At 48.5% G+C, this 23,219-nt stretch carries 20 protein-coding genes; 13 read left to right on the top strand and 7 right to left on the bottom strand.

The annotated features are described in order from the left end of the window. Nucleotides 1–6 precede the first annotated feature (6 nt). From paaK to QJR74_RS14355, 9 genes are all read left to right on the top strand, one after another. Entirely contained in the window at nt 7–1,323 is a 1,317-nt protein-coding gene (gene paaK, locus QJR74_RS14395) for a phenylacetate--CoA ligase PaaK (protein ID WP_304372485.1), read from the top strand. Between the two features lie 60 nt (nt 1,324–1,383). Continuing rightward, nucleotides 1,384–2,310 (top strand): phenylacetic acid degradation operon negative regulatory protein PaaX, encoded by a 927-nt coding sequence (gene paaX / locus QJR74_RS14390; RefSeq protein WP_304372484.1) that lies wholly within the window; start codon nt 1,384–1,386, stop codon nt 2,308–2,310. A 10-nt stretch (nt 2,311–2,320) separates the two neighbouring features. After that, nucleotides 2,321–2,929, top strand: a complete 609-nt coding sequence (gene paaY / locus QJR74_RS14385) for a phenylacetic acid degradation protein PaaY (RefSeq protein WP_304372482.1) — start codon at nt 2,321–2,323, stop codon at nt 2,927–2,929. 72 nt (nt 2,930–3,001) lie between these two features. After that, complete coding sequence (locus tag QJR74_RS14380) at nt 3,002–3,613, top strand: glutathione S-transferase N-terminal domain-containing protein (RefSeq protein WP_304372481.1); 612 nt, start codon at nt 3,002–3,004, stop codon at nt 3,611–3,613. Nucleotides 3,614–3,702: 89 nt separating this feature from the next. Beyond that, entirely contained in the window at nt 3,703–4,227 is a 525-nt protein-coding gene (locus QJR74_RS14375; protein WP_304372479.1) for a cytochrome b, read from the top strand. A gap of 143 nt (nt 4,228–4,370) precedes the next feature. Continuing rightward, complete coding sequence (locus tag QJR74_RS14370; RefSeq protein ID WP_304374064.1) at nt 4,371–4,889, top strand: peroxiredoxin; 519 nt, start codon at nt 4,371–4,373, stop codon at nt 4,887–4,889. 11 nt (nt 4,890–4,900) lie between these two features. Next, the gene (locus tag QJR74_RS14365; protein ID WP_304372477.1) at nt 4,901–6,121 is read left to right on the top strand and encodes a protein-disulfide reductase DsbD family protein; all 1,221 of its coding nucleotides are present in this window, start codon (nt 4,901–4,903) and stop codon (nt 6,119–6,121) included. Beyond that, entirely contained in the window at nt 6,111–6,656 is a 546-nt protein-coding gene (locus tag QJR74_RS14360; protein WP_304372475.1) for a sigma-70 family RNA polymerase sigma factor, read from the top strand. The genes QJR74_RS14365 and QJR74_RS14360 overlap by 11 nt, the downstream gene beginning before the upstream one ends. Further along, entirely contained in the window at nt 6,649–7,275 is a 627-nt protein-coding gene (locus QJR74_RS14355; protein ID WP_304372474.1) for an NrsF family protein, read from the top strand. The genes QJR74_RS14360 and QJR74_RS14355 overlap by 8 nt, the downstream gene beginning before the upstream one ends. 35 nt (nt 7,276–7,310) lie before the next feature. Here the strand turns inward: QJR74_RS14355 and QJR74_RS14350 are convergent, their stop codons facing one another. Beyond that, on the bottom strand, nt 7,311–7,496 hold the full coding sequence (locus QJR74_RS14350; protein WP_048913441.1) for a YqaE/Pmp3 family membrane protein: 186 nt from the start codon (nt 7,494–7,496) through the stop codon (nt 7,311–7,313). Between the two features lie 95 nt (nt 7,497–7,591). Next, complete coding sequence (locus QJR74_RS14345; RefSeq protein WP_304372473.1) at nt 7,592–8,476, bottom strand: siderophore-interacting protein; 885 nt, start codon at nt 8,474–8,476, stop codon at nt 7,592–7,594. Nucleotides 8,477–8,722: 246 nt separating this feature from the next. Here QJR74_RS14345 and QJR74_RS14340 point away from each other — a divergent pair, with 246 nt between their 5' ends. From QJR74_RS14340 to QJR74_RS14325, 4 genes are all read left to right on the top strand, one after another. Continuing rightward, nucleotides 8,723–10,252, top strand: a complete 1,530-nt coding sequence (locus tag QJR74_RS14340; protein ID WP_304372471.1) for a pyridoxal phosphate-dependent decarboxylase family protein — start codon at nt 8,723–8,725, stop codon at nt 10,250–10,252. After that, on the top strand, nt 10,252–11,553 hold the full coding sequence (locus QJR74_RS14335) for a lysine N(6)-hydroxylase/L-ornithine N(5)-oxygenase family protein (RefSeq protein WP_304372470.1): 1,302 nt from the start codon (nt 10,252–10,254) through the stop codon (nt 11,551–11,553). Before QJR74_RS14340 ends, QJR74_RS14335 begins: the two co-directional genes overlap by 1 nt. Continuing rightward, nucleotides 11,543–13,888 carry a GNAT family N-acetyltransferase gene (locus tag QJR74_RS14330; protein WP_441007617.1) on the top strand — a complete coding sequence of 782 codons (2,346 nt, stop codon included), beginning with the start codon at nt 11,543–11,545 and terminating at the stop codon, nt 13,886–13,888. The genes QJR74_RS14335 and QJR74_RS14330 overlap by 11 nt, the downstream gene beginning before the upstream one ends. Before the next feature lie 69 nt (nt 13,889–13,957). After that, complete coding sequence (locus QJR74_RS14325; RefSeq protein ID WP_304372467.1) at nt 13,958–15,193, top strand: MFS transporter; 1,236 nt, start codon at nt 13,958–13,960, stop codon at nt 15,191–15,193. A 31-nt stretch (nt 15,194–15,224) separates the two neighbouring features. Here the strand turns inward: QJR74_RS14325 and QJR74_RS14320 are convergent, their stop codons facing one another. The 5 genes from QJR74_RS14320 to QJR74_RS14300 form a co-directional block, all read right to left on the bottom strand. Next, complete coding sequence (locus QJR74_RS14320; RefSeq protein ID WP_304372465.1) at nt 15,225–17,342, bottom strand: TonB-dependent siderophore receptor; 2,118 nt, start codon at nt 17,340–17,342, stop codon at nt 15,225–15,227. A 266-nt stretch (nt 17,343–17,608) separates the two neighbouring features. Continuing rightward, complete coding sequence (locus QJR74_RS14315; protein WP_304372464.1) at nt 17,609–19,030, bottom strand: NAD(P)/FAD-dependent oxidoreductase; 1,422 nt, start codon at nt 19,028–19,030, stop codon at nt 17,609–17,611. Nucleotides 19,031–19,315: 285 nt separating this feature from the next. Further along, on the bottom strand, nt 19,316–20,665 hold the full coding sequence (locus QJR74_RS14310; RefSeq protein WP_304372462.1) for a GntP family permease: 1,350 nt from the start codon (nt 20,663–20,665) through the stop codon (nt 19,316–19,318). Nucleotides 20,666–20,722: 57 nt separating this feature from the next. Next, complete coding sequence (locus tag QJR74_RS14305; RefSeq protein ID WP_304372461.1) at nt 20,723–21,829, bottom strand: L-dopachrome tautomerase-related protein; 1,107 nt, start codon at nt 21,827–21,829, stop codon at nt 20,723–20,725. Nucleotides 21,830–21,875: 46 nt separating this feature from the next. Next, nucleotides 21,876–23,180, bottom strand: coding sequence for a cation:dicarboxylate symporter family transporter (locus tag QJR74_RS14300; protein ID WP_304372459.1), 1,305 nt, complete (start codon nt 23,178–23,180; stop codon nt 21,876–21,878). Between the last annotated feature and the right edge of the window lie 39 nt (nt 23,181–23,219).

Here is a 23,219-nt window from a genome sequence, read left to right as displayed (position 1 = left end):
ATGATTATGACAACAACAAAACAACTAGAAGCGATCGAAACGGCGTCCATCGATGAATTACGGGCATTACAAACCGAAAGACTGAAATGGACATTGCACCATGCTTATCAAAACGTCCCGATGTATCGTCGGAAATTTGATGCAGCTGGGGTGCATCCGGATGATTTTACCCAGCTTGAGGATATTAAAAAATTCCCCTGCACCACCAAACAGGACCTTCGGGACAACTACCCCTTTGATACCTTTGCGGTACCTATGGAGCAGGTCGTTAGAATTCATGCTTCTTCTGGGACGACGGGTAAACCAACCGTTGTCGGCTATACCCAGCGTGATATCAATACTTGGGCCGATATTGTCGCCCGTTCCTTACGTGCAGCAGGGGGAACGGCAAAAGACAAAATTCATGTCGCCTATGGTTATGGATTATTTACTGGCGGACTTGGTGCGCATTATGGTGCTGAGCGCTTAGGTGCAACGGTTATCCCGATGTCGGGGGGGCAAACTGAGAAGCAGGCGCAGCTAATTCGTGATTTTCAACCCGATATTATTATGGTGACCCCCTCTTACTGCTTAAACCTGATTGAAGAGTTAGAGAAGCAGTATGGCGGCGATGCTCGGCAGTGTTCACTGCGTGTGGGGGTGTTCGGCGCAGAACCCTGGACCTTGGCGATGCGCCAGGAGATTGAACAGCGGCTTGGCATCACGGCTTTAGACATTTATGGATTATCTGAAGTCATGGGGCCGGGAGTAGCCATGGAGTGTCTGGAAACGCGCGATGGTCCGACTATTTGGGAAGACCATTTTTTTCCTGAAATCGTTAATCCGCTCGATGGTGGCTCGCTGGACGATGGCGAATTGGGTGAGCTATTGTTCACCAGTTTAACCAAAGAAGCCTTACCCATTATTCGTTACCGTACCCGGGACCTGACCCGCTTACTCCCCGGTACTGCTCGAACCATGCGCCGTATGGACCGGATTACTGGGCGCAGTGACGACATGTTAATTATCCGTGGAGTGAACGTTTTCCCTTCTCAAATTGAAGAGGAGATTTTGAAATTAGAGGCGCTATCGCCGCACTACCAACTTGAAATTAATCGTCGCGGACATCTGGACGCGCTAGCGATTCGTGTCGAAATCAAACAGCAATTTTTACACCTGACCCCAGAGCAGCGATTGCAAGTCGGACAATTACTCTGCCATCAGATCAAGGCGATGATTGGCATTACCACTGAGGTCGTTATCGTCAACTGCGGTAGCCTTCCTCGATCAGAAGGAAAAGCCTGCCGAGTGTTTGATTTACGAAAATTAGTGGCGAATGGCTAAGGCTGATCAGCGCTTATGCTATGATGGCCAGATGGCAAGTTGCTCAACGAATCGGACGTTATGAATAAGATTGATAGCTTTATCCAACAGGCCGTTACCGCGCTACCGGTGAGCGGTACCTCACTGATTTCATCATTTTACGGCGATGCCCTGGCTCATCGTGGGAGTGAAATCAGTATTGCTAGTCTGACGGCTCTTTTTGAAGGGCTGGGATTTGGTGAGCGATTTATTCGAACGTCACTCTTTCGCCTTCATAAAGAGGAGTGGTTAGAGGTGACTCGTTTGGGGCGACGCAGTTTTTATCGCCTCAGTGATAAAGGGGCACGAATTACCCGCCGAGCAGAGCATAAAATTTACTGTACTGAACAACCGGCGTGGGATGGGAAGTGGCTATTATTACTCTCTGAGGGCTTAGAGCGTAAGACCTTACTCGATGTCAAAAAACAGCTTATTTGGCAGGGGTTCGGTGTATTAGCGCCGAGCTTAATGGCGTCGCCGTCTCAAAATCTTGCTGAAGTGCAAGCCCTATTATTTGAAGCGGGTGTTGCCGAAAACGTCATCTGCTTTGAAGCGACCTCTCCATTGGCCTTGTCACGGGCCGCTTTACGGTCGCGGGTCGAAGAGTGCTGGCAGCTGACCGAGAAAAATGAGCGGTTGGAAAGTTTTATTGAAACTTTCCGGCCACTGCAGCGCTTACTTAAAGACGCTAAGGACGATGAGCTGACTCCAGAACGCTGTTTCCACCTGCAATTATTGGTGGTGGATTGCTACCGTCGTATCACGTTACGTGACCCGATGTTGCCGCAAGAATTGTTACCGAGCCATTGGTCTGGCCAAACGGCCCGCCAACTCTTTATTAATATTTATCAGCGAACGTCACTCGGCGCGCTGCAGTTCCTCAGCGAAAAGGGTGAAAACTCTGTTGGGGACTTACCTCTTCCAGCAAGCAGTTACTATCAACGATTCGGCGGGCTACTTGCCGACTAGGAGTGCCCAGATGCCCATTTATCAAATAGACGGCGTAACCCCTGTAGTGTCTCTCGAGAGTTATGTTCATCCTACCGCCGTACTGATTGGCGATGTGATCATCGAGGCGGGCGTTTATATCGGCCCTAATGCCAGTTTGAGAGGTGATTTTGGGCGTATTGTTGTTAAACGTGGCGCTAATATCCAAGATAACTGTGTGATGCATGGCTTTCCTGAGCAGGATACTGTGGTTGAGGAAGACGGCCATATTGGTCACTGTGCCGTGTTACATGGATGCGTCATCCGCCGCAATGCGATGGTGGGAATGAATGCGGTGATTATGGATGCTGCAGAGATTGGTGAGAACTGTATTGTCGGGGCAGCCTCCTTCGTGAAAGCGGGGGCAAGTTATGCCGCCAATCAATTAATCCTAGGCTCTCCCGCCAAAGTGGTGCGAACACTATCGAGTCAGGAGTTGGCATGGAAACGGGCCGGTACCGCGCAGTATCATCAACTGGTCACCCGTTCTCAGCAAACGCTGCGCGAAGTCGAGCCACTGCGTGACCTCGATGCCGACCATCCACGTATTCCTTTTATCGATCCCCATCAATGTATCGCTGAGGCACGCAAGGCCAAATAGTTTCTGCATAGATGTCTCTGAACAACATTACGTGTAAAGTGGCTGAAACATGATCAGCTTAGGAGCGTTGTAATGCAGTTATCGGTGGGTACAGATTCAACATGGTCTTTAAGGGCGATGATCGGCGTAAAAATTGCCGAACTACCTGTAGACCTTAATGTGTTTTCGTTACAGTGCGCGAGTTGTAAAAGTGTACTGCGCGCGCTCAGTCCGACAGGGTTGGTGCCCTTTCTAGAAGACGGCTCATTGCGCCTCCACGACTCCTTAGCGATTCTTGAGTACCTTAATGAATTGAGTGACGGGAAACTTTACCCTACTGATCAGGGTAAACGTGCGCTCTCGCGAAGCCTTTGTGCCGAAATGCACGCGGGTTTCAGTGCGCTACGACAAACAATGCCCTTCACCTTAGCGGATGTGAGTCCATTAACCGCCTTTTCTCCCGCGCAAACCGCCGACATCACGCGAGTCACCGCATTGTTTGCGGATGCCGAAGGTCCTTTTTATCAGGGCGAGAAACCGACGGCTGTTGATGCTTTCTATGCCGTGTTGGCCTTCCGTCTACACCATTACGGTGTCAGGTTACAGGGCTCAGCGGGGCGGTATCAGCAGCAGTTAGTCGCTTGGCCATTTTTACAGGAAGCGCTGGCGCAACTGACGTCGACTACCACTTGTTCTCATACCTAATCCAGGCCTTAAGATTGAGTAGGGATAACTTGACCTGAGCCTAAGGGTAAGCGATGTTAAGCAAAAATATTTAGGCTAGGTCGACAAAGATGATCCTCCATTACTCTTTTGCTATCCGTCTGCTTCATTGGTTAACGTTGCTCGCCTTACTGGCCGCTTACGGCAGTATCGAGTCGCGTTCATGGATTGATTTAACCCCTGAGCAGCGAAAAATGGTCGCGTTTACCCATGTGTATGCGGGGATGAGTGTGCTTATCATGATGGTCACGCGCCTTTTCTTACGGGCTAAACGCGCCCTTCAAGGGGCTCCGTCTCGTCAACAAGCTCGGTTAGCACAGTGGGGACATGGGATCTTATACCTCTTGTTTGTCACCTTGCCGTTACTGAGTCTTACCGCGCGTTACTTTAGGGGGCGGGAGTGGTCATGGTTAGGGTTTACGATGCCGATTACCGATACGCCGAATCCAGCCTTAGCAAAAACCCTGATGTCATGGCATGTAGACCTCGCCCAGCTCGGTTATTGGCTTATCGCGGCACACACATTGGCGGCGCTTTATCATCATGTGGTGAAAAAAGATAATACTCTGCGGGCCATGCGGCTGTGGGGAAAATAAGCGAAATTTTTTTATCTCCTCGCGCAACTTTTTACTCGGGTGAGCGAATTACTTAGTAAGGTTAACTAAACTTATTACTTTAATTCTACAGGAGTATGGAGATGACTATGTTGAAACGTCGTATTACCCAGTTGGTTGCCGGGATGGGCATGGCTTTCGCGGCCTCAAGTTTTACGGCGCAGGCTGCACTACCTGTCGGCGCAGCGGCTCCGCAATTCCAATTACATGCGGCGCTGGGCGGTAAACCCCTCGACTTCTCGTTGCAGCAAGCCCTTAAGAAAGGCCCGGTTGTGCTCTATTTCTTTCCTGCGGCGTTTACTGCTGGCTGTACCTTAGAGGCTCATGAGTTCGCCGAAGCCACCGATAAGTTTACCCAACTGGGCGCGACGGTCATTGGTGTGACGGCAGGGAATACCGACCAAATTAGTCAGTTCTCCAAGCTGGAGTGCCGCGATAAATTTGCGGTGGCGGCTGATCCGGGTGCGAAAGTCGCGGCGCAGTATCAAACCGCGGTAGAAGTAAAAGGTAAGGCGATGTCAGAGCGGACCTCCTATGTCATCTCTCCTGAAGGTAAAATTTTAATGAGTTACACGGACAGAAATCCTGATCAGCACATTCAGAAAGCGCTGGATGCTGTGCAACAGTACCGTGCAGCACATTAAGTGGTGATAAAATGCTAACCGCGCTATTCGCCGCCTTTGTGGGCGGCATTATCCTTAATCTAATGCCTTGCGTTTTCCCAGTTATCTCTCTGAAAGCGCTAGGTCTGATCAACCATCAATCCAGTTCTGAACACGCTAAGCGAGAAGGAATGGGCTTCTTGGTCGGTGTGGTGGTCACTATGTTGTTGCTGGCCGGGATACTGCTGGCGGCGCGTGCCGGTGGCGCGGCGGTAGGCTGGGGGTTTCAGCTTCAATCTCCGCTAGTGATTGCCCTGTTGGCTTTGGTGATGCTGGCGGCGGCACTCAATTTACTTGGGCTGTTTGAAGTCGGTCTTGCCGTACAAAATGTTGGGGCCGTTCAGACGTCACGTGGGATCTTTGCTCGCTCAGCTCTGACTGGGGCCCTGGCCATTATTGTGGCAACTCCCTGTGCCGCACCCTTTATGGCCAGTGCGATAGGTTATGCGTTGGTACAACCACCCTTTGTTGCCCTGTGGGTCTTTTTCTTTTTAGCCCTCGGCTTTGCAGCACCTTTTTCGTTGATCTGTTTCTTCCCCGCACTGTCGCGCTGGTTACCGAAACCGGGTGCGTGGATGCAGACATTAAAGCATGGCTTGGCCTTTCCGATGCTTGGAGCTTACGCTTGGCTAGTCTGGGTATTTTCCCAACAAACGGATAGCCAAGCCTTAGGAATGCTGTTGGCGGTCTCGGTGCTATTCGGCTTTACCGCGTGGTTGTACGGTATTGTGCAGCGTCGACGCATGATGTCACGTTCATACCGCGGCTTAGCGGCATTTACCTTTCTCCTGCTAATTGCGGTAATAGCGCCAGTGGTTGGGATAACACCTAAGCAGAGCCAAGTCTCTACCACCGCATCGGTTAGTGAAGAAACCTGGTCCCCGCACAACGTGGCGCAGTTACGGGGGAAAGGAAAACCTATCTTCGTCGACTTTACGGCTTCTTGGTGCATCACTTGTCAGGTTAATCAGCGCACAACCTTGTCGACAGCAGCGGTAAAACAGGCTATCTCAGCGACCGGAACACACTTTATGGTGGCCGACTCGACCAAGTTTAATCCCGATGTTGAGGATGCGTTGGCTGAGTTTGGGCAAGGTGGGTTACCCATGTATCTTGTTTATCCGGCAGACGGCGGTAAGCCTGTGGTGCTGCCACAGGTGCTGACTCCGCAGATTGTGACACAAGCCTTACAGAAAGCGGCTAATGGTGCATAACGATCACGATAAGCAGCAGTGGCCAACACTCATGGTGCAGGCTCAGCATGGCTCTCAACAGTCGTACGAACGATTGTTGAGGGCTTTGCTACCGGTGATCCGAGCGCAAGTCAGTAAGCAAATTTATGATAAGGGTAATGTTGAAGATGTCATCCAAGATGTACTGCTAACACTTCACCGTGTTCGTCACACTTACGACAGCCATTACCCCTTTATGCCTTGGTTACAGGCGATCATTCGGGCGCGTTGTATTGATGCGCTGCGCCGCCAAGGCTATCGCCGCTATGAGGTGATGGACGATGACTGTGAAGCATCGACTACGGTTGAGAGTCAACCGATGCCAGATGAACATCAGTTAGGCTATTACTTGCAGCAGTTACCAGCACGCCAACGAGAAATGGTGGAATTTGTTCATCTTAATGAAAAGAGTCTCGCGGAAGCTGCCTCGCACCATCAATTATCCCTTTCGGCCGTGAAGTCTTTATTACATCGAGCGTTGGTCAATTTACGACGGTTCGGAGCCAAAAATGAGTGATCATCAGCAATTAATTAAGCAACTCTCTCACGAGATGCAGCCAGTTAACCCCCTCGCTCCAACGGGTTCTCGTATTCTAAGGTGGATCGCGGTAGCACTTCCCTTAGCGATAGTGTCTAGTGTAGTGGTGCATCGCGGGTTGACTAATTGGACCCAACCCGGTGCTGGGCTGGCCATAGCGCAACTAGTCCTTGCGGTGACGATAGGGATTGCGGCGGTATGGAACGCACTGACCTTATTAATCCCCGGACGCCATACCATCCCTACTGTGCGGTTTGTCTTAGCGGGCGGACTTTGGTTACTACTAAATATTATGAGTATCCCGGCTCATCCCCCAGCACCGACCCATGACCACGGTACTTTTTGCTATCTTTTTTTAATGGTCGTCAGTACGCCGATGGTGATCACCTTGTTGTGGACATTACGACAGAGCGGGGGCTTGTACAGTCAGAAGAGTCTATTAATGGCGGGAATTAGCGTAGCGGCATGGTCAGTCAGCCTGTTATCACTGTGTCACCCAGTACAACAAGATCGGATGGATTTCACCCTACATATTGCGGCCGTAGCAACCATTATTGGGATAACAATTGTTATTGGGCGTTTTACACGGGTGAAATGATGAAAGGCAGGCTGAGAGCCTGCCCCCAACAGCGCTTAACGCATTGAGCGCTGAATTTTTTTATCGGTGTTGTATTGGCTTAAGGCATAGACCGCCCAGATGGTGGCAGGTAGCCAGCCGATCAGCGTCAGTTGCAAAATTAAGCAGATAATCCCGGCGATAGGTCGACCGATAGTGAAGAAGGTTAGCCAAGGTAAAAGTAGTGCAATAAGTAGTCTCATGATCTCTCCTGTTATCATTCCTTTATTTCAGTGTAGACGAGAAAAACATTAAGCTCTAAGTGTCATTATCCTAATTTTTTTCGGTCAGAGAACGCTTAACCTGTCACTTTACCCTGCGACCAATAGGCCATAAAAGTTGCCGTTTCACGGGTCAGCATGCATTCTTGAATGAGATAACGGCGTAAGGTTCTGACCACACTCGACTCGGCGGCCACCCAAGCGCGAAAGCGTTCGCACGGCTCGGCCCGTTCCCATAAAATATCCTCACTAAGGCTTTTCTCTTCTAACGATTGGTCCGCGCTACAGGCGTAGTCCGGTAGCGTTAATCGCGATTGTACCGCCTGTAAAATAGCCTGCTGCGCCTCGCCATCACGCTCAGTGCTACTCCAATGAATCTTAGCAAAGTCATAGTAAATCGGTTGAATATCTGCGGCTAATGGTACATGCAGGTAGGCTTGAACGCGGGGTGGGTTCGGACGGCGTGCAAGATTTTCTAAAATCCCCATTGCGGCTGGCAGGGCGGTCTCATCGGCAACCACTAAAACCTCTTGTAGCGTCGGGTTTTCAAACCATTCAAACCCGCCACTGGACCCTGTTGCGGCGGCATTCGGTACGATTATCTGTAGTGGACTATCGACTTGCGCACGCTGAGCCCAGCGCGAGGCTGGCCCAGTATCGCCATGTAGCACAAAATCGACCCACAACTCCTGTTGAGATAGGTCAAGGTGGCGCAGAGTATAGGTTCGCATGGTTGGGCGCTCTGCTTTAGGGATTGCCAGAAAGGTTCCGTACCAATCTTCGGTGACGGGGAGTTTTTGGCAGGATTGATGTTCCGCCAAGAGAATTTTGATGCGCTGGTCTGGTGCCTCATGTTTAATTTTATCGATATCTTGGCCGGTAAAGACGCAGCGTAATAGCGAAGGGCTCAACCTTTCCCGACGTTTTAATTGAAGATCGACCACTCTGTAACCTGATGCCATACCGACCACTCGCCTATAAAATAATGATAATAATTATCATACACATTCAATATCTTGACGGCTAGCGGTGGCGAAAAGGAGAAGACCTGTTTTTAATGACTTAAATAGCTTTGAGATTATTCCTTATTGTTAATGCTAATCATTATCATTTAGATTCTCATATCTTATAACCCCTCCATAATAATCAGTTTTTCTACTGGAGTGATTGTTTTTTTTCTAATGGTTCAAAGGGAAAGGGTGGTCTAAGTGTCTAAAAATAATAGCGAAAAAAACTCCTTTGCGGAGTGGTTGTTTAACGATAAAACGCTCGGTGATTATCACCGTAATACGCAGTTGGTCGCTGACCTGATCAGTCAACATATGGCTAGGGTCTCTCGACCCTTTAGTGGCATTACGCCTCAAGCACTGGCGGCTGAGTTTTCGAGGGTGGATTTAACTCAGCCGCTTTTCTCGACAGAGGCTGCGCTGCAAGAACTGTCGCAACTCTGGTTACGTGATGCCGTGTGGTTCCATCATCCCCGCTATATCGCCCATCTAAACTGTCCGATTACGTTACCCACGTTATTGGCCGAGCAGCTGTTAAGTGCGGTAAATACCTCAGTGGATACTTGGGATCAGAGCGCTGGAGCCACCTTGATCGAACAGAAGGTGGTGGATTGGACGTTACAGCAAATAGGCTTACCCCAGGGGAGTGAGGGAATTTTTACCAGCGGTGGCACCCAGTCAAATTTGATGGCGATGTTATTAGCGCGAGACAGTCGGGTTGCTAAAGATACGCCCGAACGTCTGGTTAAGCATCATGGTTTACCTGCTGAAGCCTCTCGTTGGCGTATTTTCACCTCTGCGTTAAGCCATTTTAGTATTCAGAAGTCCTGCGCCTTACTAGGGCTAGGCTATGAGGCGGTTATCGCCGTCGATTATGACGACGACTACAAGATGGACAGTACCAAATTAGCACAGGCAATGGCACAGGCGATCGCGGAGGGCTTAATCCCTATCGCGGTGGTAGCGACAGCAGGGACTACCGATTTCGGCAGTGTAGATCCTTTAGCTGAAATTGCCGAATTGTGCGACCGGCACCAAGCGTGGTTTCATGTTGATGCGGCCTATGGCTGTGGACTGTTAACGTCAAACCAATTCCGTGACCGCTTGGCGGGAATAGAGTTAGCGGATTCGGTAACGGTTGATTATCACAAATCTTTCTTCCAAAGTGTCAGTTGCGGCGCCTTCTTTGTTCGTGAAGCGAGCCATTTACGGCATGTTACGGTTCACGCCGATTACCTCAATCCACTCAGTGCCAAACAAGAAGGTACACCGAATTTGGTGGATAAAAGTTTACAAACGACCCGCCGTTTTGACGCTTTAAAAATGTGGTTAAGTTTACGCATTATCGGCCGTGAATCATTAGGTAAAGCGTTCGATCAAATTATTGCCTTAACGGTAGAGACTCACCGTCGCTTAATCGCCTATCCGCAGTTAGAAGTTTTACACGCGCCAGAGTTAACCACCCAAGTCTTCCGGTTCCACCCAACCACCGAATTAAGCGCTAATGAGGTGGACGAGATTAATCAACAAATCCGTAAAGGCCTTAATCAAAGCGGTGAAGCGATGATTGCAGCCACTAAGGTGAAGGGTAAGCAGTACTTGAAATTTACCTTACTGAATCCAGCGACATCGATAGATGAGATCCAACAAGTGATCGAAGCCTTAATTTATCGTGGCGAGGCATTGGCTGGTCAGCGTACCCCGCGTAAACAAATTGTGGGGGCGCACTAATGTCCGAGAAAATCTATGATCTATTGGGCGTAGGCATTGGCCCTTTTAATCTCAGTCTGGCTTGTCTCACTGACGCGATAAGCGATATGGATGCGGTTTATCTCGATCAAAAACCGACCTTTAACTGGCATCCAGGCATGATGCTGGAATCTGCCCATTTACAGACGCCCTTTATGGCAGATCTGGTGACCTTGGCTGACCCGACCAGTCGCTTTAGTGTTTTAAACTACCTGAAACAAAAGGGAAAACTTTACTCATTCTATATTCGTGAGGACTTTTTCCTATTGCGTAAGGAGTATAACCAATACTGCCAGTGGGCATGTGAACAGCTACCGTCGTTAAAGTGGAATACTCGAGTTGAGCGAGTGGTGCGGGATGAACAACGAGATTGCTATTGCGTTGACGCGGTAAATACCGTCAGTGGTGAACGCCAGCAATGGCTCGCTCGGCATCTGGTGCTGGGGACTGGACCGACGCCCTGGATGCCCGACTGGATCGATTCATCTTTAGAACAGGTGGTACATTCTGGGCACTACCTGGCGAAGAAAGAGGCACTTCAGCAGCGTTCGACGATTACGGTGGTGGGAAGTGGTCAAAGTGCGGCAGAGATTTTCTATGATTTGCTGCAAGATATTGATCAGTATGGCTATCAATTAAATTGGGTGACTCGCGCCCCGCGCTTTTTCCCGCTGGAATACACTCGGCTGACGTTGGAGATGACTTCGCCAGAGTGGGTTGATTATTTCCATGCATTACCAGAGGCACAACGTGATCGGCTTAACGCGAGCCAGAAAAACCTTTATAAGGGGATTAACGAGAGCCTAATTAACGATATTTACGAACTGCTTTATCGTAAGGATCTGGAGGGGCCACTGCCGGTCACCCTGTGTACCGACTCCGGCCTTGTTGCCATGGAGGCAAATGAAAACCAAGCATTGACACTCACCCTGTCTCACCAAGTCCTGCAGGAAGAGTTTGACCTCGTGACTGATGGCGTGATTATGTCGACGGGTTATACCTATCGCCCGCCTGATTTCTTAACGCCCCTCATGCCCTTAATCGAGTTTGATCGCCAGCAGCGTTATGCGGTGGGGCGAGACTACAGTATTGATCGTCGCCATAGCCTCTTTGTTCAAAACGCCGAGTTACATACCCATGGTTTTGTCTCACCCGATTTAGGGATGGCCTGTTATCGCAACTCGGTGATCCTACGCAGTATTCTGGGTCGAGAGGTGTATCCGGTCGAGAAAAAAATTGCTTTCCAAACCTTTGGCGTTCCAAAGGAGGCCGTTGATGGGTGAGCGTATATTTAGTCTGCAACAACCTTTGGGCCATTTCACCTTGCGCCGTTGGCAAGTAGGGGATGAAACGATGATCCATCATTGGGTGATTCAGCCCCATGCGCAGTTTTGGGGGATGCAGGATCAGAGCGTTGAGCAGGTCAACAACTTCTATATCAACTTGGTCGCCCAAGACGTCAACAGTGTGCTGATCGGGTGTCTCGACGGACATCCTTATTTTTTAATCGAGTGCTATCAGGCGTTACAGGAAGAGGTGGCCGAACACTACCCTGCGCAGTCTGGCGATTATGGTATGCACCTGCTCGTGGCACCAGTCAGTACGCCCATTAAAGGATTAAGTCGGCAAATTTTCGCCACCGTAATGGAATATATGTTTAGCCGCCCAGAAGTGGCGCGTGTCGTGGTCGAGCCTGATGTCAATAACCACAAAATCCATCGACTTAATCAACAAGCAGGTTTCCGCTACCACCAACAAATCGACCTTGGTCACAAACGCGCATGGTTAGCGTTTTGTACTGCCACAGATTTTTATCGAGAGAAAGCCCTTATGTTAAAGCCAGCGACCGTATTACCTCCTGCCCAACCTAACGCCAAGCACTGGCAGCAGGCAAATGGACAATTGATCCAAAAAGCGATTACTGAATTCAGCCATGAGCGGCTATTAGTTCCCGAAGCGGTCGCCGAAGGGGGATGGCGTTTAACCGATAGCTCGGGCGAGAACGTGTATCAATTTGAAGGGAAGTGGCGGGTGCTAAACCACCTTTCTATCGATTGGCGGACCCTAAGGAAGACCCACAAAGGTCAAGAGAAACCGCTGGACGCGCTGAATTTTATTGTCGAATTCGCCGACCAACTGGCTATACCGGAGTCGATGCTAGCCACCTATCTAGAAGAGGTCTCCAGCACGCTCTGCAGCAGTCAGTTTAAGTTACAGAAAGGCAATCCGAGCAGCGACCAATTAGCGGCGGCAGACTTCCAGACCATTGAGTCCTCGATGACCGAGGGGCATCCTTGTTTTATTGCCAATAATGGGCGTATTGGGTTTGATGCCGCAGACTACTTGGCTTATGCGCCGGAAGTGGGGGCATCGATCTATATGCTTTGGGTCGCGGTCCATCGTAGTAATGGGCATTTTGCTGCGATTGATGGGCTGGATTACGCCACCCTTATCGAGGAGGAGTTAGGGGCGGCGCAGGTCAAAGAGTGGGAGGCCACGTTACGATTGCAGGGCGTGTTACCGGAGGACTACCTCTTTACACCTGTACACCCTTGGCAGTGGCAAAATAAAATCGTCACAGTCTTTGCAGCCGATATTGCCCAGCAAAAGATTATTTATTTAGGTGCCGCAACCGATGCCTATCAGGCGCAGCAGTCAATACGGACATTCTTTAATCGTAGTCAGCCATCCAAACGTTATGTCAAAACGGCGCTTTCGATACTGAATATGGGCTTTATGCGAGGGTTATCCCCTTACTATATGGCCACGACGCCTGCAGTAAATCAATGGCTAGCGAAGATCGTCGCCGAGGATAATTGGCTTAGCCACTGTAGCTTCTCAATTCTGCAGGAGGTTGCCACCATTGGCTATCATCATCGTCTTTACGAGAAAGCCATCAAAAAAGAGTCGGCCTACAAGAAGATGTTTGCTGCCTTGTGGCGGGAAAACCCGTTAACGGGCTTAACCGATCAGCAGCGGTTAATGACGATGGCCGGATTACTTCATCGCGACGCAGAGGGTAAAGCCCTGTTAACAGCCCTGATCAAGCGTTCAGGTTTAGCCCCCGCTGAGTGGATTGACCGTTATCTTCAAGCCTATTTAAGTCCTATCTTGCATTGCTTCTACCAGTATGACTTGGTCTTTATGCCCCATGGCGAAAACCTGATTCTCAAGTTAGAGGACGACGTGCCAGTAGGCTGCTTTATGAAAGATATTGGTGAAGAAATTGCGATTTTAGATACCTCGCGCGAACTACCGGATAAGATACAACGTATTAAGGCGGAGGTTCCGGATGAGCTGAAATTGTTATCGATTTTTGTCGATGTATTCAGTTGCTTCTTCCGCTTCATTAGCGCGATTCTTGATGAAGATGAGGTGATGCAAGAAGGCGCATTTTGGCAGCGTGTTGCTGTCAGTATTGAGCACTATCAGCGTCACCACCCTCAATTTGCTGACAAGTTTGCACGGTTTGATCTGTTTAGCCCGACCTATGCACATTCTTGTTTGAACCGGCTGCAGTTAGCGAATAATCAGCAAATGGTCAATTTAGACGATCCGGCTAGTGCCTTAAAATTGGCTGGGGTATTGGTAAACCCGATAGCTCAATTTAAAAAGTGATACCGACAGTCAATAAAGTCACTACAATGACCGGCTCTGCCGGTCTTTTTTCCTTTTTAGGTCTTATTTATGACATCGACTTCCACACGTCCTGACGCACCCGTAACGTCATGGCTGTTCCCTTTTTCTTTAGTTCTGTTTGAGTTCACGACCTATATTGCTCACGATATGGTGCAACCGGGCATGTTACAAGTGACCCAAGATTTACAGGTTGGCCCTGAGTGGGTGCCTTTTTCGCTGACGGCTTACTTGATTGGTGGCCTTGTTTTACAGTGGCTGTTAGGGCCGCTTTCCGATAAGTGGGGGCGTCGGCCAATATTGATGTCGGGAGCCTTGTTATTTGCCATCGCCAGTGGCGTCACCTTCTGGGTAACCTCCATTGAGCAGTTTATGTTGCTACGTTTTATCCAAGGGATCAGTCTCTGTTTCATTGGTGCTGTTGGCTATACCGCGGTGCAGGAGGCTTTCGAAGAGCGCAAGAGTATTCGACTTATGGCGTGGATGGCGAATGTGGCACTGTTAGCGCCTTTAATTGGTCCGCTGGCCGGGAGTGCCTTACTGTTATTTACCACGTGGCGCATGCTGTTTGTTATTTTCGCGCTTATGTCGCTGATCGCTTTGGTCGGGCTATATTTCAGCATGCCTGAAACATCAGGAAATCGGCAGCTGAGTTTAACGCCAAAGCGGTTACTAGGGGGCTATTGGATACTGCTACAACGACCCGCGCTCATTGCGGGCTGTTTAGCACTGGGGTTATCTGCTGTACCTATCCTCAGTTGGGTGGCGCTGTCACCCGTCTACTTAATCCATGACCATCAGATGAGTGAGGTCAATTATGCGCTACTGCAAGTCCCGGTTTTCGTGGCAATGATCCTTGGTAATGTGGTGCTGAGTAAGCTCACCCACCACGCGGAGATTACTCGCCCGTTAGTTGTCGGAGCGTGGCCGTTAGTGGGGGGGCTACTGATTGCACTTTGCGCCACCTTAAGTGATACCTACCAGATTGCGATTCTGGTCAGCGGCTTAAGTCTTTATGCGTTTGGTGCGGGATTGAGTACGGCAGTCCTTTATCGGCTAACGTTATTTTCGGTAACAGAATCTAAGGGGCAGGTCGCGGCTATGATGGGGATGCTGAGTATTCTGATGTACTCCATCGGTTTAGAATTCGCGCGCGAAGGCTACTTCCAGCAGGGTTTAATCGGCTTTTCTGGGGTAAATCTGGCAAGTGGTGGCTTATGGTTACTGTTGAGTGTGATGTTTGTTCGCTGGGTGAGGCAGCATCGTCAGGCTCTGACTCTCGAGTAAAAGGGGCGCGGCCGTGAGGCCGCGCCTAAGCTTAGAAGTCGTAACCAACGGTAGCAATTACCGAACGTTCCGCTCCCCAATAGCAATAACCTGTTCCATAGCAAGACGCCACATAATCACGTCCTCCTAAGTTTTTCGCATTGAGTTGTACATAAGCGCCTTTCCACTGCGAACGCCATGCACCGAGGTCCATTCTTACTGAAGCATCGACCAGAGTAGCCGAAGGAATACGAGTCGTATTTTCATTATCTGCCCACTGTTTACCTATATAGCGAACCCCAACACCGGTAGTGATGCCATAATCGAATTTATAATTTACCCAAGCAGAAGCGGTCGCGTTTGGCGTAACATACGGCGTGTTACCATTATTTCCGTCGATAGCATCTTCATAGCGAACATGGTTAACACTGGCGGTAGCAATAGTGCTCAATCGTGACGTTAACTGATTATGGGCCTCAAGTTCGATACCACGGGAATGCACTTTTCCGACGGAAGCGTAGTACGTATCAGGCACTACTCGATTAGCAACGTCTTTTTGGGTCAGGTCGTAGAGCGCGATGCTGTAAAGATCAGAGGTCCCAACCGGTTGGTATTTTACGCCAGCTTCATATTGTGATGCGGTGGTCGGCTTTAACAAATTACCATTAGCATCGGATAGCGCTTGGGGAGTAATTGCTTGGCTATAGCTGAGGTAGGGCGAAATCCCGTTATCAAAGGCATAAAGTAGGCCTGCTCTACCACTTATATGATCATCTTGCCGACGTGACTGGGTGCCGAGATCATGACTCACACTTTTCGAGACGATACGATCATAACGCCCTGAGACATCTAAGTGCCAACGGTCCCACTGCATTTCATCCTGTAAGTATGCACCGGTTTGATAGTAGCGATTCTTTGTACCGTAGAAAGTATAATCACCATTTTCCCCATAGGTTTCGCCGGTGAAAGGATTAATTGACGAAGCCACACCACTCGCATCTTTATGCCGGTTGGTATATTCGTGATATTCCGCGCCGATAACGACTTTATGCTGAATTTCTCCAGTTTTTAAATTCGCTATTAATTGATTGTCTGTTGCTACGGCGGACAATGAGGACCGAGATCCTGAATAATAGCGATTTAAGATATCACTATCCGGTTGCCAACCAATTTGATAGACCTGATCGAGATCGACATTGGAATGACTATAACTTCCTGTCGAGTGGACTGACCACGTATCATTAAAGTTATGTGAGAAGTCATAACTATAGATCTGTTCGTGGCGTTTGAATTGGTCCAAAGAGGGATCGGCATCACTGAAACTTGTACTGAGCCTTTTACCATTATGACTATATAAGCTGCCGTCGCCAGGTTCTGAGCCGTGGAAACCACCAGAAGGGTCTTTCTGTAGATAAGCTTTTAATAATAGCGAGGTATCACTGTCTGGTTGCCACAATAAGGACGGTGAAATGGCATAATGTTCTTCTCGGGTATGGTCAAATTGTGTATGACTCTGATGGCCGATACCGGTTAAACGAAAAGCCCATTGGTCATTGATTGCATTGGTATAATCCATGGCAACGCCGCTGGTGCTATGGTTACCGTAATAGGTTTTGAAGTGTCCTTCTTCAGCAAATTGCGGGCGTTTTGAGGTTTCCATCACTAAGCCACCGGGGACGGTTTGGCCGTAAAGGGCGGAGGAAGGCCCCTTGATTACATCAATTCGCTCTAAGAACCATGGATCGACTTGTAACACGTTATAACTGCTGGGATCACTCATTAAACGCATACCGTCAAGGAAGATATTATCGACGTCGCCACCGTGGAAGCCACGCAGTGATACGGTATCGTAGCGGGTTGCTGCACCTCCGAAATTAGTAAACGCCCCTGCAGTATAGTTTAAGGCATCGTTAACCGTCATTGCACCTTGGTCAATCATCTGTTGACGAGTGATGACCGAGACAGATTGGGGAGTGGTAATAAGCGGTTGATCCGTTTTACTCGCACCAGAACTGGTTTTGGCGGTATAACCGTGCGTTTCTGAAACGGCACTATCTTCAGGTGCAGCGGTGACAACAACCGTGTTGTCTGCGGCATAACTCAGAGGGGGAGCGGATAGTACCAATGACACCAGAAAAGCATGACGCTTAAGCGGGAATAACGTCTTCATTATTTTTATTTACCTCAACAGTCAGGGCGCAAGTGACTCAGAGAATCCGAAGCTGGATTCTATCTATTGATAATAAGAACGAGAATTATTATCTTTTATTGACGTGGTTGCAACAGCATCCGTCGCTAATTAATTATCTACCTGTATATCGCTGGGTAAGGCACGGTAGTCACAGAGAAACTGTAATGGAAACAGGCATTTTAAGGTGGGGTCATAAAGCCTATATCTATGAAGATATAGGCTCTAAGGGTAGTGTGACGGAATGCTTAGCTAAATCTATACAGGCTAAAAGCTTTGGGGTTCAAGACCGGGGTATTTCCTAAGAGCAAATCTGCTGCGATAGAAGAGGAAACGGGGCTTTCAGTCATCCCCCAACTTGTCGCGGTATTGACGACTAAGCCTGGACATTCATTGACGACAGAAATAATGGGTGACTCGTCGGGGGCAACAGCCATTGCACCACTCCATTGATCAATTAGTTTTGAATTATTGAAGGCCGGAAATTCTTTTTTCAAAGTGGCTAGTGATTCATTTAGGTCTTTAACGTCTGCTACGGCAACCATGTCGCGGTTTGACTCGAAAGGAGACTGTTTATCTAACGACCATTTTGTTTTTTGCTTAAAAGAGTTGAGAAGTTGCTCATTGATAGAGAAATGAACAAAGACATCCTCTGGGGCAAGTAGTGGTAAATACTTATAACCATAAATGAAAGAATCTTTGACGATAGGAATTACCTCTATCCTTGGAGAGGTAGCATAAGTCCCGTTCGCTTGTTCCCGGAAAAAGATATTCCCTGGTAACGCGACGTTCGCCCCTGGTAAGCCCGGTCCGCCGGTAATGAGTTGCTGAGATTGATAAGCAGGAAGGGTTTCAAGGTCGACGTCTAGATTCTGCATAAATAGTCTTGACCATGCACCGCCACATACTACCGCTCTGGTCGTTCTAATCGCCCCTTTTTCCGTGACAACGTCCGATACCGCGCCCCCTTGTTTTTCAATACCTCTTGCTGCGCACTGGGTATAAATTTTTACGCCAATTTTCTTTGCATAGTCGGCCATTCTGAACGCCGCAATTTCTGGGTCTAAACTTCCAGAGTCCTCTTCAAACCCTGCAATGGTCCAGTTTGAGGTTGCCCCTTTTAAACGATTTTTGAGTTCTTCACCCTGAATTATTCGCGTATTTAAGGGGATAGCACTACTTACTTGCTCTTTTTTATCATCAATCCAGGCTCTTACATTCTGCAGATCTTCGTCACTCAGCGGTACCTCAACCCGGCCTTGAGTACGATAGCTAGTATCCATAGCAATTTTTTTATTCATTCCTCGCCAATGTTCTTTTCCAAGATGGTGGAGCATAAAGGTCTCTCCTTCCATCTTATAGGTCATCAATTGGCCATAAAATCGCGAGGATTGCTCACCGGCGATGTTCCCTTTTTCAACGATAACAACTGACAATCCTTTCTCAGCCAGATCAATAGCGGTCATTATCCCTAAAATTCCCGCACCGATAATCACGGCATCGGCGCTTTGAGGTAGCGGGCCTTCGGTACCATTAATAAAGCCATATCTCGGTTTACCTGGTACTAAACGACCTTCTCTTGCCATCATTGGACCTAAAACACTTGCACCAATTCCTGCTGCGCAAATCGCCCCACTACCTAGGATAAGTTTTCTTCTACTGATATTCATTTTTCGTTGCCAAATTTTAAAAGGGCGCAATCGTAAAGCAATTCTGTTAATAGTTTTATATATTTGTTTGTTTATTGTGTTTGAATGTTTCTTTTTTGTTTAATTTGGCGATGAGAAGGTCAGTTGTAAAAGAGATTTGTCCGGGGCGGTTGACTACGGCAGACGCTAATCCGTTCGAACGTTATGAAAAAGAGCCGTCGTCGAAGGCTCTTTTAGTGGTGAATACTTGAAAACGGTTGGTCCTAAAGTAGGGACCTTATTTGGGTAGCGTTTTCAATTCGAACATTAAGACGAGACAAGGATCTTCCATAAGATGCTCGCCATAACCAGGCCGACTACCGACACAATCGTTTGTAGCACTGACCATATCCATAGTGTTTGTTTGAGCGTTAAGCCGAAGAACGATTTTATCATCCAGTAGGCCGCATCATTGATATGGCAGAAGAAGACTGAGCCTGCCCCAATAGCCAAAGCGATTAGGCTACTTTCTAAAGGGGGTAAAAGTTGGAAGCTTGCCGCCATAATGCCTGCTGTTGTAGTGGTCGCAACCGTTGCAGAGCCAGTGGCTTGGCGAATCATTACTGCAATGCCCCAAGCAAGAAGTAGTAATGGTGCGTGGGTCTGTGAGGCAAAGTGGCTAATACTTTGACTGATACCGGCCTCGACTAAAACTCCCTTTAACCCGCCCCCCGCGCCAATAGTAAGTAGCAGTACCGCAACCGGCGCAATACTGGCCGTGAGTGTCTCCCCAACGTTTTTTTTATCCATTCCACTGCGCCAGCTGAGTGTGAAAATGGCCAGGAGTACGGTAAGCGTCAGCGCAACTAAGGGTTCACCGATAAAATCGAGAAAGTGGACGGGTGAGCTGTCGCTTTGTAGGATATAGAGCGAAATACTGCGTAGTAGCATCAATATTGCAGGGAGTAAGATAATAGTAATGGTGAGAAGAAGTGAGGGCGGGCGAATACCTGCAACAGGTTCAGGCAGTGTTGCGAGTTGGGTGACAGTCGCTAAACTGGCTTTTCGACTTAACCACTTTCCGTAAAGTGGCCCTGCGAAGATCACCGCTGGCACGGCAATAATCAACCCGAGAAGCAATGTCAGTCCCATATCCGCATGCAACGTTGTGATAGCGATAATGGGGCCAGGGTGAGGCGGTACTAGGGCATGTAATGCCGTCAGTCCTGCGAGTACCGGTACAGCAATGCGTAACAACGGTTGCCCTGAACGTGCACTTACGGTAGCGATAAGTGGCAACATAAGTACCAGTCCAACTTCGAAAAAAAGCGGTAGACCAATCACCATGGCAGTCAGGGCCATCACCCAAGGTAAATAACGAGCGGTTGTGCGAGCAATGATAAACTCTGCGAGTCGATCGGCCGCACCGGTTTTCGTCATAATACTGCCTAACATCGCCCCCATGGCAATAACATATCCACTTTCACCTAACACACTGCCAGCACTTTTAGAAAAACTCTTGGCTATTGCTTCGGCTGGCACCTGTGCCACCATGCCGGCAATCACCGCCCCCACAAAAATAGCTAAGAAGGGCGGTAACTTGGCGTAGGCCACGAAAAAAATAATCGCGACTAAGGCGGCGATGCCTGCGAGTAAAATTTCGCCATCACTACTCATCAATTTCTCCAAATAATTAAGAAACACGCATGAGTAGAAGGGCCGCTCAGCGCGCTATTACTCCGTCGACGTACGAATCACTAAGAAAGGTCGTTGACGAAGGTCGTGGTTATCGTTCAAGTCAGGAGTACGATTCCATTGGCCTAACGTGGTGTACAAATAACCATTACGGTAAGCTAAAGCATCTGGCCAGCCAAAATCGTGAACATTGTGATCAAGTAAATGAAATTGACCGTTGGGATCGCGCTTTACTAACGATTGCTGTTCAAAGGCACCGAAGTAAAGATTCCCTTTTTCATCTTCTGCCATGCCGTCATTGGCAGGATGCTCACCTTCGAAATGTACTGATTTTTCCAAGGTTGCTTCAGGGACAGAAAAATCACTGAGTTGCGCGGTTGGCAGGCTAAATAGCTTACGTCCGCTCAGTGCAGTCCAATAAAACTTACTTTGGTCGGGAGATAGGGCAACACCATCAATTCCTCCCTGCGGTAATTTAGGATTATCGGCATTAAAGACGACAGGCTTATTCTCGATAAAGGCCATAAAACCTGGATCAGGTGAAGTCGAGGGGTGGTTGATTAAGACTTCCCGTTGTTTACCGCTGGCGACATCAATAACAATAAGAGAATAACGCTGTGCAAAACCTGAGTTAGCAATATAAATGGTGCCGGCTTTACCGTGCGAGAGATCAACCCGTAAATCGTTGTAGTGTGAGCTTGAGTTAAGCACGGGTGGGGTAATGACAATCGTCTTTAAGACTTTGTTCGTGTGAGTGTCAATCGCGACCACTTTTGCAGCACCAACGGGTATGGTCGATTTACCCTGAATTTTCCCATCATCGAGTACCCAAAGTGTATCGTTTTTATCCACGTACAAGCCATGAGGTGATACTAACCAATCAGTGAGATTTTTTTGGGGGAGTCCGAACGTTTTATTGGGATAAGGGGTGAGTTGACCTTGTTTAAGTTCCATCAGTGCTGGAGAGTGGTGATCACCAGAGTGCCGAGGAAAACCTAAAAATATACGGTTCTCCTGATTGACTGCTATCCCAGAGAGGTCGGGGTAGGGAGGGTTAATTTTTGCGATAACTTCGGAAGCCGCCTCGCTCTGAGATGAAAAAACCGCTGTGAATAACACAGCGGTAAGAAGATAGAAAGGTTTCACGATCACTCCTTAAACAGGGATATTGTTTAAAAAGTGTAGTTAACTTTTATTGTTCAGTGACCAATGTGCTCTTTTTATTTACCTTTTCATAAGGAATACTTTGGTTAAGGACCTGACGAGCTCGAGTCAAATCCAGATCGTTTTCCCACTTTGCAATGACTAATGTAGCGACGCAGTTACCCAAGACATTGGTTAACGCGCGGGGAATACCAATCAACCAATCAATAGGCAAAAGAAAAGCTAAGGCCGCTAGTGGTAGAGAAGGAATGGCTGAAAGCGTCGCGGCAAGAATGACAATCGCTGCTCCAGGAACGCCGTGTGCACCTTTCGACGTAAAGACAGCCACACCCAAAATTAAGGCAATTTCGCTCCAGCCGAGGTGAATACCCGTGGCATTCGCGATAAACACTACCGCAAGGGTGAGATAAATGGAAAACCCATCAAGGTTGAAGGAATAGCCCGTTGGGATCACTAAACCAACGGTCGATTTACTTATCCCTAGAAATTCTAATTTTTTCATTAACTGAGGTAACACCACATCGGAAGCGGTGGTCCCCAAGACAATCGTTAATTCTTCACGTAAATAGCGCAGTAGCGCGATAAAGCTAATACCGGTCAGTCGTGTAATGCCACCCAATACAACGACGACAAATAGGGCACAGATACCGGTATAGAGGAAGAGAAAACCGAGTAGGCTGGTTAATGAGTGTACGCCATAGTGACCCACCATATATGCCACCGCGCCGAGTACGCCAAGCGGAGCCACTTTCACCAGTATTGCCATTAATCGAAAAAGGATATGGCTGAGGCTATTGATAAGTGTGATGACGGGTCTACCTGCTTCGCCGCTAATATTGAGCGAGACACCAAAGAGAATAGAGATTAGCAATACTTGTAAGGTGTCCCCGCGTGCGAAAGCACCAATAAAGGTATCTGGAATCAGGTTTAAGAAGAAATCCCCAAAGCTCTGCAGTGATGAAAGGTGACTCAGTTTATCCGTTGCCGGCATCGCCATCTTTGAAAGATGGATACCTTGCCCGATATGGGTGATCTGTGCCCCGACTAACCCTAGGACTAGAGCCAGTAAGGTGATGATTTCGAAGTAAAGTAAGGTCTTACCGACAATACGTCCGACCTGTTTCAGTTCGCTATGGGAGGAGATGCCCTGGACGATGATCACAAACACTAGGGGCGCGGTCACCATTTTAATCAGTTTGATAAAGCTATCGCCCAAGGGTTTTAGCGAATCCGCAATGGCTGGATACAGGCATCCTAGTGCGGTACCAATGACCAACGCGATAAGTACTTGGATAAAGATAGAGTGGCGTATCTTGGAGAGAGTGTGTGTCATAGCCGCAGCCCTTTTCGACGTAACTGAAAAACTTATGTT

Origin of the sequence: Tatumella ptyseos, assembly GCF_030552895.1 — a bacterium.
Taxonomy (GTDB): Bacteria; Pseudomonadota; Gammaproteobacteria; order Enterobacterales; family Enterobacteriaceae; genus Rosenbergiella; species Rosenbergiella ptyseos_A.
Note: the sequence above shows the minus strand (reverse complement) of the source record. Positions and strands in the feature narration are given on the sequence as shown.